Origin of the sequence: Halosegnis longus (assembly GCF_009663395.1) — an archaeon.
GTDB classification, from domain to species: domain Archaea; phylum Halobacteriota; class Halobacteria; order Halobacteriales; family Haloarculaceae; genus Halosegnis; species Halosegnis longus.
Genome location: NZ_QKNW01000003.1, coordinates 46,391 through 58,744, shown reverse-complemented (window position 1 = coordinate 58,744; position 12,354 = coordinate 46,391). Strand labels below are relative to the sequence as shown.

Genomic DNA, 12,354 nt, shown 5'->3' with positions numbered 1-12,354 from the left:
TGTTGGCACGATATACGTGTCGTATCGGCCACTACGGCGCACAAGTATCACGTTCGCTATGCTACGATGTGACGCCCGGAATACCGTGTATGCATGAATTGGACGCCATCAGTATATAAAAGGTGGCGAAGGTTTATGTGTGGGCATCCGTTCTGAACAGATAGTCAGATGACGCCAGACACCGAGTACGAAAACGCGTTCCCAAACATCGCAGGCGAGGATGTGGTCTCACATCAGGCGCTTGTCGACGATTCTACATGGGAACGTATCAGCGAACGAAATCGTTTCGGCTGGCGTCATACCGATTCTGACATCTCCGTTGTCGCGACTGGCGCTCGAAGCGGAGAGCGCCCTGTACAGATTCATGTGCAACAATCCGTGTCGGCCAATGGGTTGACAACGCTCATCGACTCCGACCATATTCAGGCATCCGGCGAGCCCGAGCACTGCATCCGTGACGTTCTCACGTCGCTTCCCCCACAGCCCGAGCTCAGATGCCTCACTGCAGTCCCACACGATGACGATGATGTCGTTGATTTCCTCGTCATCGATACGACAGACCTCGACGATAGCCTCGTTACGGAACTCCATGATTCCTTCCTCGGCACTGACCCCTTCGATGGGGACGAGCCTCCACTCTCGCGTGCCGAAACGGGCGAGGCAGATACGGTCGAGATCCATGTTCATCCGCGACTGCAGCGTGACCTAACTACTACATCTGATGTCAACACACGGCAAGCCTCGAACGACGTATGACCCAACAACAGACTACCGGCCAGTTATCGAGTTGGACCAGACGGTCCTTCCCGAAGCACTCCGTCACGGGATGGAGTTGTGGTGGGACGACTCGACGCCGAAGGCCCGCCTCGATCAGCGCAATGGCGATGATGGCTTCACTAGATTCGTCAATGCACGCATCGAGGGCAAGATGGCAGAACGGGCCTTCGTCGACCTCCTCCAGCGTGACTTCGGTGTCGACAGTACCGTCGACTACCGAATCTACGGCGACTACACGACGACCGACGACGGTGACCTCCAACACCTGATCGACGATTACGGCAACGAGTGTGAACTCGGCGTGGACTTCGATCTCAAGAAGACGAAGCCGTATAACTCGTGGCTCGCCATCCGCGATACGATCTACCAGAAACTCGATGCTGGCGCACCGGTCATCCTGTCCATGCTCCGCATCGAGGAGGACATCGACCTGGAGCCATGGGCCGATGCAACCGAGTGGAGCGATGTCGAAACCGACGACGAGTTCCGTGAGCGACTACTCGACTTTGCAGACACCGCGTTTCCGCTGGAAGTCGAGTTCCGCGGAACGGTGTTCCCCTGTGAGTTCACCGATTACTTCGAAGAGGGCGACCGGCTCTACGACCCATCGTCCGGTCGCGAGCTCGGTGGCCCACTCCGCTGTGACAACATGGGGTGTCACGTTCGCGACCTGAATACCAGCCCGGCCCGCTGGAATGAGATCGTGAGTCTCCTTATCGGCGACTCGGAGATCAGCTGGAATCCACTTACCGTTGCGTCAGATACTGACCCGTCCGGTGAGAGCCCGCGAGGGGAGCCATTGACGCCAACGTCAGCTGACTAGCTGACCACCACTCGGCCCACACTGCCGTGGGCCACGTCGCATGAGTGTAACCGCACCCCAGGAAACGTGGGATGAGGAGTATCAACTCCATGATAATATCGCAGTTGATCTCGTCAACTACGTTCGCTCTGGGACGATCCGAAACGAGCAGCAATTCCTACTGATCATGGCTGCCCTCGCGACGGGGCTGCTGGAGAATCCGAAGAGCTACCTCTCGTTTGTCGTAATCGGGACGGCTGGCTCCGGGAAGACGCACACGTACGAGGAGGCGAAGGAGCTACTCCACTACCTGGATATCTACGCGACGACCTCTGGATCGGCCAAGTCGATGATCTACGACGAGGAGTGGGACGAGGCCGACCTCGCCATGCTCGACGAGCTGCAGAAACCGCCCGAAGAGCTGATCGAGTTCCTCAAATCCGTCCACGGTGGCGACGGTGAGATGTCGTACAAGGTCACGCAGGGCAGCGCACAAGAGGGCTTCTCGACGAAGGAGATCAACCGCGACGCGAAGGTCTACGGCTTCCTGTATGCCCAACACGACGCCGACATGGAGATGTGGGACCGGCTCCTGAAAATCCCGATCCATGAGTCGGAGTCGAAGAACCGAGCAGTGGGCGCGATGGCGTTCGATCACTCACACATCAAGCTCGGTGAAGATAGCTACGAGTACGGCTACCCGTTCGAGGCCGGAGAGCAGCGTCTCAAGGAACACTTCGCGTCGATCAAAGCGAACGCACCGAAGCGTGTTGCCATCCCTGATGGCTCCGCGCAGTTCAACTGGGACTGCTGGGAAGTCGTGAAGCCGATCTTCGCCCACGGCCGGAGTGAGGCCAACCGGATCTACCAGATGGTGGCGAACACGATCCGTGGGTTCACGCTGATGAACTACCAGAACCGTGAGACGATGGTGGTCGATGGTGAGGAGTATCTGGTTGCCGAGCCCCAGGACGTGGCGAACCTCCTTCGGTGTCGTGAGGCACTGCTTGCCACCACACACGAGATCGACGACAAGAAACGCGCCCTCGCAGAGTCCATCCGTGCGAAATCGGGCGACATGAACGAGGTGCAGGGAGTCAAGCCGATCCTCGAGTTCCTCGAGGAGTCCGATGCGCCGACTGTCAAGGAATCCGAGCTCACGAACCTCATCGGCGACCTGAAAGAGAACTACATCGTCGATGTGCATGAGGGGAAAGACGAGACCGTGTACGAGTTCCTGGGCTGGGATGATCTCGGGCTGGCGAACGTGGCCCGATACCAGTCCGCCTTCGAGGGAACGATCGACCCGATGACGGGCGACTCGTTCCTGGACTTCTTCGACGATCAGCGCGACCGACTCCAGACACACGCTGACGATCTTCTCAAGAAGGCCAATATCGAGGCCGGATCGAGCCATGCAGATAGCGATGAATCCGGTGGCCTCTCCGACTTCGGTGCTGGCGTCGACGAGGAGCCAGCTGTCGAGCTTGGGCCAGTCGAACGTGTCGTCGGCGAGCGTGTCGCGGATACAGCTGACGGAGAGCGGATCGAGGACCTGAGTGATGTTCCGATCGAGGCACTCCTCGGCATGACCTCTCTGGACAACCCTGCACCGGTTGTCGGCGATGTGACTGGAACGCTACTCGATGCAGACAACGAGCTGTGGGACCAGCCGAATCACGACGACAAGTGGGTCTCCTCGAAGTCGAACGCGAAGCGTGAGCTCCGACGCGCCTTCGAAGATCTGATTTCGAAAGGCTGTATCGACTTCGCAACGATCCATGAGACGGATGCATCGGGAACGCCTGTCGATGCAGAACTCAGTGTCACGATCCCTGACACAGCGTAAAAACCGGGGACCCCCGCTTCCACGTTTCCGGGTAGCACAATAGTCGTGCAAAACACCTGTCTATCGGTGTGAGTGTTCCATAGACTGCCAAATCGTTGATTGACGATGCGGAAGAATCTGTTACCGAATTGGTGCGTATTTTAAATACACTACTGTTGTTTCCCCCAAGAATTATATGGTGTAAGCCAGTATGTAGTCGTATGTCGCAACAGAACCGGTATTCAGACGAGGAATTGCTCGAGCAGATTCGGACATGCTACGAGCGGTATGGGAAGTGTCCCGCTCGTCTGTTCAATGAAGACGACGATTTCAGCTCGGCAAGCGGAATAGCTCGCCGATTTGGCTCTTGGTCAGAAGCAAAGAGTCAGGCTGGAATCGATGAAGATCTGTCTTCTGACACCGGCCGAAGTAAGCAGTACACGGACGAAGAGATCCTCGCCCAACTTCGCCAACTGGAGTATGAGTACGGCAAGTGTACCACGCAGTTGCTACAGCAGCAAGATGATCTCGTCTCACCGTCGGTCGTGATCGACCGGTTCGACTCCTGGAGTGAGGCAAAGCAAGCTGCGGGCTTGGAGAGTCTTGATGAGCGGAAGAATAACGCGGGCAAGGAGCAACAGTTCAGTGACGAATCCTTACTGGCTGCGATGGTGCTGTGCAAGCAGAAGCACGGCAAATGCACCCAGCGTGTCTTCGATGACGATGACGAGCTCCCGTCATCGGGCGTTGTCCGAAAGCGGTTTGGCTCGTGGAGTGAGGCCAAAGATCGTGCCGGGTTGGATTATACACAACCTGGGAACCGGATCTACTCGGGCGAAGAGTTGCTCCAACAACTCCGTGACTGTCAAGAACGCCACGGGAAATGCACGGCATCGCTGTTCGCGAGCGATGACGATTTTGCGAGCCCTGAAGCGGTTCAGCGTCGATTTGGCTCGTGGAATAGCGGAAAGGAAGAAGCAGGACTGCAGTAAGTAGCGCGTATTGGTCACCGGGACAACAGCCTTTTGTTGAAACGGCTTGTACGGGAGGTATGCAACATCCGACGCGGGTCCCTGACGGACGGAGTAGTGAGTCCGTGCAGGCGATCCTGATTCTGACCGGCCCACCAGCTGCCGGAAAGAGCGTTGTGCAGGGGCAATTCGAATCGATGGGTGTCCCGGTGATCGAGACGAGCGACATCATCCGGTCGGACGCTCGCGACAGTGACTCGTTCGATGCGACCGATAGTGACGAGCTGTGGGACTTCGTCCAGCACCAGCGTGAGCTCTTCGGCGAGTCGTACCCAACGTCTCGTGTCTCCCAGCAGCTTGAACGTGTAGAGTCCCCACTCGTCGTCCTCGGCGGTGTGCGCAACGACGCGGAGGTCAACTGGGTCGAGACAGCATTTTCCGACGCTCGGGTTCTCGTAGCACGTGTTGAGGCGCCACAGTTCCAACGGATCGATCGCCATATCGATGCAGAACTCCAGGGGCTAGCATCGTCAACAGCAGAACTTCGTGAGACTGCAGACGAGATCATCGAGCGTGAATCACGTGAGAAGCCGTACCCCAACCACGACGTGAACATCTACAATCCGGACGAGAAGCAGGTTTCGACACTCTCGGAGGAGCTGTATGGACTGGGGACAGCACTGGTCGGCGAAGAAGCGATTAGCCAGCCACGAGGGTCGGTATGATCGACATCGACGACATCTTCACCGGGATCCACGAGCTCGCTCTACACGACATGGAGCCAGATCGTGTTGTCCTCGGTGTTGACGACGGGTCGACGACTCCACAGGATGTGCTCGATGTCACCACAGTCGAAACGAGCCCGACCCCTGGAGATGAGACAACCGTGTTGTCGTACGATGTTGTCACCGATACAGCAGTCGAAACCGGAACCGTTTCCGTTGAGGCCGAGGCCCGCACGGCCACCGTCAGCGATGGAGACGCGTACGTCACCGAGAACTAGCCGGCGGGCAGTGTCGCAATGCTACAGCCAACGGACCTGGACGCGATCATCGACGAGTGTGTGGAGCGTGGGGCAGACGACGTTACTGTCCGCGCGACTCCAACACAGCTCGACGCACTGAGCGAGGCGATGGACACTCCGACTGACCGGACCATCACCACAGACGGTGGCACGGTCGGAGTGTCGATCGTTCGTGAAGACACACACCCGACCGGGTTGGTGTCGGTCGAGCCATCCACCGGCGACTCGTATCGGATGGTGGTCGGTGATGACTGAGACCGAGGAAGAATGGACAGAGGTGCTCGGTGGTGCTGACCCATCGAAGTGTACCGATGAGCGGTGTCCAGAGTGCCAGACACCGTATCACTGGTCGTATCCCGATGCACCAGCCATCTACGCCAAGGCGACGTGCTGTGGCACGACTGTGCGCCTACTCGTCGAGTCGGTCTCGTACCACGTCTCGCCGGAGTAACGGAGCAGACAACCAATCGTCGCATGAATGTGCAACTGAAGACCGAGTACAGTACCGAGCGTCCAGATGAGGCTGTCGCGTTTTGCGCACGTGGAGACCACATGTCTGACTCACTCGTCGACATGAGCTTCGACGATGCGATGGACGGGACACCGAAGGAGCATCGTGAGTTCCTCGCATCGCTCCTGTCGGCCGGCCACTTCGGCCCGTTCGAACACGCACAAGCTGTGTTCGCCGTTGAGGGCATCAGTCGGGTCGTGATGGCACAAGCGACGCGACACCGACACATGAGCTTCGATGTCCAGAGCCTCCGCTACACGGAGCCAGAGACCGTCGAGTTCGAGCGCCCAGAGACTGTTACTGACGAAGACCGGGCGCGCATGCAGTTCACGCAGGAAGATGCTGCAGTGGCGTACCAACGGATGATCGAGAACGGTGTCGAGCCAGAGGACGCCCGCTATGCGCTCCCGATGGGAACGAAGGTCAACATGACGTTCTCTGCGAACCTTCGGTCACTGTTCCACTTCGACGATCTTCGCGACAATGCGAAGGCACAGGATGAGACCGTCACGTTTGCCCGTGCAGTGTGGGACGAGCTCGAATCGTGGGCCCCCAAATCGACCAGCGTGTACCGTGAAAAGACCAACAACAACTCGCTGCGCGCGCCTTAATCAGCGACGCCAGTGGTAAGCTCGGGATCGATCGAGCCATTGATGCCACCGACGGCAGCGTAGAACCGGGAATCAAGCTCGATCCCGAGCACGACTGTTGTATCGCCCGGGAGTAAGTCGACGTCCTCGTGTCGCTCTGTCACCCGGTCCGAGTAGATCTGGAACAGATTGTTCTCGAATTCATCATGGTTGATGATGTCGCGAACCAACTCCATCGGCTCATGTGGCGCTGAAACCCACATGATCATCGACTCCCCATCGACTTCGATAGACACATCGTGAACCCAGCGATGCTCGTTGAACTCATCGATCCAACATGCAAGCTTCCACCGAATTGGTCGTCCCCCAGAGGTCATACTCCAGTTCGTACAGTAGTAGGGGACTTAGTAGTACGCCTTCCGGTGTGAAAGTAAACGGGTATAAACTCATACTCTGTTGTCGAATGTTTAGTTAGTCCGATACAATTCGTTGCCCAAAGGATTACGTACGTCAAACGGCTATCGTCGCTATGGAGTTCCAAGAACTGACATCATACGCACAGTTGTATGATGCACTCACAGAAATTCCAGATGATGACGATGCAGCCCCGCCACTGACCGAAGACCAGACGTTCGATCTGTGGGACCTATGGCGGGTTCGAAACACCAACGGGTCGAGCCAGTTGCTGCTTCACATCCCGGGCTGGTTCACCCAGAAGGAGTTCAACAAGCGCCGACCGTTCGCATTCGTGACAGTAGAGCACGACGATCCAGACAAGGGTGCAGTGCTCTTCAGCGATGCGTGGTTCGTAGAGATATCAATCTTCGAAAACGATGTGTACGGACATGACAAACTATCGATTGATGACACTGTCGAACGGCTCGACATCAGCGATGACGATGACTACATCGACGAAGCGGGGAAGGCCTGGCTTCCTCGGTCGGTGTTCACGGCGTTCAAGATCAAACCGTGAGTGACGACTGGCCATGTACGGTGTATGATTATCGTGGCCCGAGCGAATCTGGCGTGCCTGGAATCACAACGTGTCCTGAGTGCCACACAGAGCTCGACCCGACAGCTGCGCCACCGATGGAGTCAGTGACAGAGGAGCTTCCGTATACGTGTCCAGACTGTGACTTCGATGTCACAGTCGGGATCTGCTGGTTTAGCGATCAGCGGTACATCGTTGTCGGCGAGCGATATGCACCACTGGAATGCGACAAAGAATCGTGCCCGGAGCCGGCAGCGTATGTTGCTATCTCGTCGACTGAACACGTCGTTCGGGCACTGTGTTCAGGCGACGCACCATCATATATCCAGCGAGCAGCAGTGTCCTAACCGATCAGACGATGCTGCCCAGAAGAATCGGAAGCCCAGTTCCCAATGATATGAATATCATCGTGGTAAGGATGATTGTTAGTACATATCGACGATCGAATCGTGCTGGACGCTTCTGACTCTTTGAGTGGGACATATAAGCTGACTATTCAATTGCCGAGGTTGACCGTTAACCCCTCTTCCGAGAAGAGGAACCCTGTAACGGCACCCATGATGCCGTGAACAAGGACATCAGTTGAGTACGTCGCGATCACTATATCAGACCCAACCGACATGGCCCAGATCGCGGTCACGGCGAATGCCATGATGATCCGCACACTCGGAAGCCGGTTCGGCTGTGATCGAGCACCGACGAGAAGCCCGAGTCCGACACCGAGTGCGAACGCGAACGCTGACGCTACAAGGAACGGGAGGACAGCGCTGATAGTGGATGCCACGGTTGATTAGAGTGGGGTGTAGGACCCGTCTCAACGACACGGGTCCATTATTTGTAACCGATACAACTGCGACAAAACGGTGAGCGAGCGGTGCTACTTACACGGACTGTAGAAACAGTCCGGGCAGAGCTTACAGCCTCCCTGGTGTCGGTAATTCCGACTTCCACACTCGGGGCAGACAGACTCATCCGCCATCAGGCATCACCCGCTGGGACTGCGTCGATCTCGAACTCCGCTCCACAGCCAACACAGGGGGCCGTGTCCGTCGGAATGGGATTGGGCGTCGAGCAGTTCGGACAGTTCACGCGATACTCGCCTCCCTGGAGGGTGAAGACTCGCGCCGTCTCGCCAGCGTCGGACTGCTCGTCAGGCGTCTCGGCCACCGGCTCGGTCGCTTCGATCGCCTCGAGTGCGCCAGTTCGGTTCTTGCCTGCTTCTTCGAGGGCTGCGATGTCGGCCAGTTCGGCTGCAGTGAGCTCGGTCGATTCGAGGTCGGCTTCGAGCTCACTGATGGTTGCTTGATTCGGGTCGATACTCACTTCATCTGTAGTCACGTCGGTACTCATGTATGGGGTATGGTGGATGCCAATCAGCGATTGGCCTGCGAGTGAACAGCGAATGTCAGTACTGCACGATACGTCGGTCGCAGTCAGCGTGGCTTAGCTAGCCAGCTGTGCGAGCTGCTCGCGAACGTCGTCGTCATCATCGTCCGCCAGCGCCTCCTCGACCTCCTCGATGAGCTCTGCATCTTCATCATCGAGCTTGTTGTCCTGTCGGGTCGTGAGGACCTGATTCTCTCGCGAGCCGTCACGGTAGACGGTCATGCCCTTCACGTCGAGCTCGAGCGCGAGGAGATATGCATCCTCAACGTCGTCGACGGTCGCGTCATTCGGAAGGTTACACGTCTTCGAGATGCCCGAGTCACAGAAGGCCTGGAACGCATCCTGGATGCGGAGATGCTGTTCTGGCGAGAGCTCTGCAGTCGTCGTGAACGCGCTGGCGAGTTCGTCAGGCACGGTCGAAAGATCCGACGGGCCGTCGAACTCGTTGTTCTCCATCAGCGTCTCTGCCTCCTGCTTGATGGCATCGACATCGAGGTCATTCGCCTCCAGCGTCTCGAGGAAGTAGTCGTCGAACTCGACGAGCATCTCGTCGCCCTGGACATCGTCGGAGACGTTCTTGTAGTAGGCAACGTTGTAGATCGGCTCACAGCCACCCGACGTGTCACCGATCATCGAGGTCGTCCCGGTCGGCGCGATCGTCGTAATCGCACGGTTACGGAGAGGGAGCTCACTGTCGACTTCGCCCATGTACTGATGGGCGTGGGTTGTTGCCCACTCGGGGTGAGACTCCAGGTCGGCGTACTTCGACTGCTCGTAGTTCTCGAAGACACCACGCTCGGCTGCGAGCTGCGTCGACTGCTCGGTTCCAGCGAGGTCGATACGTCGCATCAACTCGGATGCGAGGGCGTACGACGCTCCGCTCCCGTACTCGATTCCCAGCTGGACACACAGCTGTGCGAAGCCCATCAGGCCGAGCCCGATCTTCCGGTTCGACCGGACCGTTTCCTCGATCTCTGGAAGCGGGAACCGTGACATCGTCACGACGTTGTCGAGGAATCGCGTCCCGTCCTGTGAAATCGCACGCAGCCGGTCGACCTCGACGCTCTCCTCGACGTAGTGCGAGATGGCTTCCTCGGTCGAGTTGTATGCGTCCACGTCGAACTCCGACCACATCGGTCGGTCGGGTTTGGCCAGCAGCGAGAGATTGACGTGTGCGAGATTGCATGCTTCGTAGTCCATCAACGGCTGCTCACCACACGGATTCGTGGCGTGAACAGCCATCTCTGGGTGTTCATCGATGTCGAAGCTGTGCTCTTCGTTCGTGTACTCGATGTTGAACAGGCCCGGCTCACCGTTGTTGTGGGCCCCGTCGATCATGCAGCGCCAGATGAATCGAGCCGGGAGCGTGAGTGGTTCTCCTTCCTCGATGTTGATCCGATCGCGGAACTGATCGAACGCCTCTGGGTCCTGCATCTTCTCCTGGTGGTCGCGCCAGAAGTTCTCCTTCACGACCTTCCCGTCGAGGCCCATCCCGGGCTTGTCACGCTCGTCGTTCCAGGCGTCTTCGAACTCAGGATCGTAGAAGTGGAGCATCTCGACGAGCGCATCCTGTGCGCGTGGGTTCTCAGAGAGGAGCCCCGACTCTGGGTCGTAGAGGACGTACTGTTCGTCGTTCTCGACTGCCGTGCGGAACTCTCCGGTGATGCCGACCGAGATGTTGAAGTTCGAGAGGGAATCTTCGTCACGCTTGGCAGTCACGAAGCGCCCGATGTCCGGGTGCTGCACGTGCATGATGCCCATCTGGGCACCACGGCGACGTCCGCCCTGCTGGATTGCACCGCAGTTCGCATTGAAGACATTCATGAACGGCATCGGCCCGGACGATTCACCGACACGGGATACCATCGCTCCGTTTGGACGGAGGTTGTGGAAGGCATATCCCATGCCTCCACCAGAGTGGAAGATCTCGGCTGCTTCGGTCTGCGTCTGCCCGATATCGGTCAGGTCGTCAGTCGGCGAGTCGACGAAACAGGCAGAGAGTTGCTGGAGTTCCGTGCCAGCGTTCATCAGCGTCGGCGAGTTCGGCATAAATCGTCGCGCACGCATGAGCTCTTCATACCGCTCACGTTGGGCATCGAACGTTTGCTCGACCGTTGCGGGAAGATACTCGCGAAGGTTCTCGGCAGACACGTACGGGCCAAGCTCTTCGACGAGCTCGTGCCGGACGGTTCCACCGTCGACAATCGAGTCGGCACTCGATCGTGCGAAGAAGCGCTCTCGCGGGTCGACTTCCTTCTGGTCGTCCCAGTCGACACGGTCGACCCAGTCGGCGAGTACGTCAGACTCGACGTAGACGGTCTCGGTGGAGTGAATCGCATCTGCTACGGCGATATTCTTGGCAACGCGATGGAAGATATCATCCCAGTCTTCCATCACCTCGCCGTTCTCGTCATACTGGGCATACCGGTCGACCAGCCCGTGAATGACGTTGGGAGTGAGTCGTTCTTCAGTCGGTGCATCGGGATCCTCGGAGAGGGTTGGGACAGTTAGTGTAGGTTCTGCTGACATGGTCAAGATGTTCCTTACGGAAACGAGTTTACTCGCTGGGGGAGTAAAAACCACACGCCCCCGGCCAGTTGCGGGCACCCAATCGGTAGTCGGGACGGACGCCTTAGGCCGGTATGGTTCCCCCAATATACAAGTGCGTCAAGAATGTACGTGTGAGTGTGGATGCCCGGTCCACATCGGTTGCACGTGGGTGGACGCTGTGGGAGTATCCCACAGCCCGCTGTCTGAACACACACCGTCTCGTCGCATGGTGGACATCAACTCAGTCAAGGACACTGTCGAGAGTCAGGCTGACTTCCTCGAGATCGACATCGATCGCGTGGAGAGTCACCAGACAGCTGGCCCGGAGACTGCTGTGAAGGTTGTCGCAACTGACGATTCCGGGGAGGAGAAAGGCTTCGTCGTCGGCCACCCCGGCGGTCCAGATGGTGATCAAATGTTCAAGAGGCAGGCAAAGGAGGGTCTCCGCAACCTCCAACGAGTGCTCCGTGGTGAGCCAGTAGCAGAGCCAGACGAATCGGATGCACAGTCAGGCCAGGACGAACTCGCTGAGCTTGCAGCACAAGAGGAGTCTGGCGAGGGAGGCGTCCAGCCCGACGCTGTCCAGTCTCGTCCAGACGAGCTACAGCCTCGGACCACACGCGAGGCTTCCGCCGATCCAGACTTCGAGATCGCGGTGTCGGTCGATGGGGAGAGCTTCGACGATCTCGAAGCCGAGTTGGAGTCGATCGTCGAGGAACGCATGGACGACCTCGAAGCGCAGGTTGCTGCCGTCGTCGAGCGCGTCGACGACATCGAAGCACGCGTCACCGATATCGAGGAGACGTTCGGCGCACTCGGCAACTGACTGCAGTCCACTGTCGCACCAGACTACACACGGAACGCCCGCCGTGGGCGAGGGTTCGACTCCCTGGTCTGGACTTCGGCCTACGGGCACTTGCCTAT

15 protein-coding genes are annotated in these 12,354 nt (G+C 58.0%); 10 read left to right on the top strand and 5 right to left on the bottom strand.

Going from position 1 to position 12,354, the window contains the following annotated elements; translation table 11 throughout:
- Nucleotides 1-228: 228 nt before the first annotated feature.
- Nucleotides 229-681: a hypothetical protein gene (locus DM818_RS14305; RefSeq protein WP_153952913.1), complete on the bottom strand. Its 453-nt coding sequence runs from the start codon at nucleotides 679-681 to the stop codon at nucleotides 229-231.
- 40 nt (nucleotides 682-721) lie between these two features.
- Here DM818_RS14305 and DM818_RS14300 point away from each other — a divergent pair, with 40 nt between their 5' ends.
- The 8 genes from DM818_RS14300 (at nucleotide 722) to thyX (ending at nucleotide 6,524) form a co-directional block, all read left to right on the top strand.
- Nucleotides 722-1,600 (top strand): hypothetical protein, encoded by an 879-nt coding sequence (locus tag DM818_RS14300; protein WP_153952911.1) that lies wholly within the window; start codon nucleotides 722-724, stop codon nucleotides 1,598-1,600.
- Between the two features lie 40 nt (nucleotides 1,601-1,640).
- On the top strand, nucleotides 1,641-3,428 hold the full coding sequence (locus DM818_RS14295; RefSeq protein ID WP_153952909.1) for a hypothetical protein: 1,788 nt from the start codon (nucleotides 1,641-1,643) through the stop codon (nucleotides 3,426-3,428).
- A 200-nt stretch (nucleotides 3,429-3,628) separates the two neighbouring features.
- Nucleotides 3,629-4,399 carry a homing endonuclease associated repeat-containing protein gene (locus DM818_RS14290; protein WP_153952907.1) on the top strand — a complete coding sequence of 257 codons (771 nt, stop codon included), beginning with the start codon at nucleotides 3,629-3,631 and terminating at the stop codon, nucleotides 4,397-4,399.
- 104 nt (nucleotides 4,400-4,503) lie between these two features.
- Nucleotides 4,504-5,103, top strand: coding sequence for a hypothetical protein (locus DM818_RS14285; protein WP_153952905.1), 600 nt, complete (start codon nucleotides 4,504-4,506; stop codon nucleotides 5,101-5,103).
- A complete protein-coding gene (locus DM818_RS14280; RefSeq protein ID WP_153952903.1) occupies nucleotides 5,100-5,381 on the top strand; it encodes a hypothetical protein in 282 nt (93 codons plus the stop codon). The genes DM818_RS14285 and DM818_RS14280 overlap by 4 nt, the downstream gene beginning before the upstream one ends.
- Nucleotides 5,382-5,399: 18 nt before the next feature.
- Nucleotides 5,400-5,657 carry a hypothetical protein gene (locus tag DM818_RS14275; protein WP_153952901.1) on the top strand — a complete coding sequence of 86 codons (258 nt, stop codon included), beginning with the start codon at nucleotides 5,400-5,402 and terminating at the stop codon, nucleotides 5,655-5,657.
- On the top strand, nucleotides 5,650-5,853 hold the full coding sequence (locus DM818_RS14270; protein WP_153952899.1) for a hypothetical protein: 204 nt from the start codon (nucleotides 5,650-5,652) through the stop codon (nucleotides 5,851-5,853). Before DM818_RS14275 ends, DM818_RS14270 begins: the two co-directional genes overlap by 8 nt.
- A 23-nt stretch (nucleotides 5,854-5,876) precedes the next feature.
- Nucleotides 5,877-6,524, top strand: coding sequence for an FAD-dependent thymidylate synthase (thyX, locus tag DM818_RS14265; RefSeq protein WP_153952898.1), 648 nt, complete (start codon nucleotides 5,877-5,879; stop codon nucleotides 6,522-6,524).
- On the opposite strand, the gene DM818_RS14260 is transcribed toward thyX, so the two are convergent.
- Nucleotides 6,521-6,799, bottom strand: coding sequence for a hypothetical protein (locus DM818_RS14260; protein WP_153952897.1), 279 nt, complete (start codon nucleotides 6,797-6,799; stop codon nucleotides 6,521-6,523). The two genes, thyX and DM818_RS14260, sit on opposite strands and share 4 nt — an antisense overlap.
- A 233-nt stretch (nucleotides 6,800-7,032) precedes the next feature.
- Here DM818_RS14260 and DM818_RS14255 point away from each other — a divergent pair, with 233 nt between their 5' ends.
- Nucleotides 7,033-7,476 carry a hypothetical protein gene (locus DM818_RS14255; protein WP_153952896.1) on the top strand — a complete coding sequence of 148 codons (444 nt, stop codon included), beginning with the start codon at nucleotides 7,033-7,035 and terminating at the stop codon, nucleotides 7,474-7,476.
- A gap of 514 nt (nucleotides 7,477-7,990) precedes the next feature.
- On the opposite strand, the gene DM818_RS14250 is transcribed toward DM818_RS14255, so the two are convergent.
- The 3 genes from DM818_RS14250 to DM818_RS14240 all read right to left on the bottom strand — a co-directional run bounded on the left by DM818_RS14250 (nucleotide 7,991) and on the right by DM818_RS14240 (nucleotide 11,409).
- The gene (locus DM818_RS14250) at nucleotides 7,991-8,146 is read right to left on the bottom strand and encodes a hypothetical protein (RefSeq protein ID WP_153952895.1); all 156 of its coding nucleotides are present in this window, start codon (nucleotides 8,144-8,146) and stop codon (nucleotides 7,991-7,993) included.
- 326 nt (nucleotides 8,147-8,472) lie between these two features.
- Entirely contained in the window at nucleotides 8,473-8,844 is a 372-nt protein-coding gene (locus DM818_RS14245; protein WP_153952894.1) for a hypothetical protein, read from the bottom strand.
- Nucleotides 8,845-8,937: 93 nt separating this feature from the next.
- Nucleotides 8,938-11,409 carry an adenosylcobalamin-dependent ribonucleoside-diphosphate reductase gene (locus tag DM818_RS14240; RefSeq protein ID WP_153952893.1) on the bottom strand — a complete coding sequence of 824 codons (2,472 nt, stop codon included), beginning with the start codon at nucleotides 11,407-11,409 and terminating at the stop codon, nucleotides 8,938-8,940.
- Between the two features lie 250 nt (nucleotides 11,410-11,659).
- Between DM818_RS14240 and DM818_RS14235 the strand changes: the two genes are divergently transcribed.
- Nucleotides 11,660-12,256, top strand: coding sequence for a hypothetical protein (locus DM818_RS14235; protein ID WP_153952892.1), 597 nt, complete (start codon nucleotides 11,660-11,662; stop codon nucleotides 12,254-12,256).
- The last annotated feature ends 98 nt before the right edge of the window (nucleotides 12,257-12,354 follow it).

What these genes read in the sequence shown, in the direction of transcription:
- DM818_RS14305 (WP_153952913.1), bottom strand. Translation starts at nt 681, where the DNA reads ATGGATCTCGACCGTATCTGCCTCGCCCGTTTCGGCACGCGAGAGTGG.
- DM818_RS14300 (WP_153952911.1), top strand. Translation starts at nt 722, where the DNA reads ATGTCAACACACGGCAAGCCTCGAACGACGTATGACCCAACAACAGAC.
- DM818_RS14295 (WP_153952909.1), top strand. Translation starts at nt 1,641, where the DNA reads ATGAGTGTAACCGCACCCCAGGAAACGTGGGATGAGGAGTATCAACTC.
- DM818_RS14290 (WP_153952907.1), top strand. Translation starts at nt 3,629, where the DNA reads ATGTCGCAACAGAACCGGTATTCAGACGAGGAATTGCTCGAGCAGATT.
- DM818_RS14280 (WP_153952903.1), top strand. Translation starts at nt 5,100, where the DNA reads ATGATCGACATCGACGACATCTTCACCGGGATCCACGAGCTCGCTCTA.
- DM818_RS14275 (WP_153952901.1), top strand. Translation starts at nt 5,400, where the DNA reads ATGCTACAGCCAACGGACCTGGACGCGATCATCGACGAGTGTGTGGAG.
- DM818_RS14270 (WP_153952899.1), top strand. Translation starts at nt 5,650, where the DNA reads ATGACTGAGACCGAGGAAGAATGGACAGAGGTGCTCGGTGGTGCTGAC.
- thyX (WP_153952898.1), top strand. Translation starts at nt 5,877, where the DNA reads ATGAATGTGCAACTGAAGACCGAGTACAGTACCGAGCGTCCAGATGAG.
- DM818_RS14255 (WP_153952896.1), top strand. Translation starts at nt 7,033, where the DNA reads ATGGAGTTCCAAGAACTGACATCATACGCACAGTTGTATGATGCACTC.
- DM818_RS14250 (WP_153952895.1), bottom strand. Translation starts at nt 8,146, where the DNA reads ATGGCATTCGCCGTGACCGCGATCTGGGCCATGTCGGTTGGGTCTGAT.
- DM818_RS14245 (WP_153952894.1), bottom strand. Translation starts at nt 8,844, where the DNA reads ATGAGTACCGACGTGACTACAGATGAAGTGAGTATCGACCCGAATCAA.
- DM818_RS14240 (WP_153952893.1), bottom strand. Translation starts at nt 11,409, where the DNA reads ATGTCAGCAGAACCTACACTAACTGTCCCAACCCTCTCCGAGGATCCC.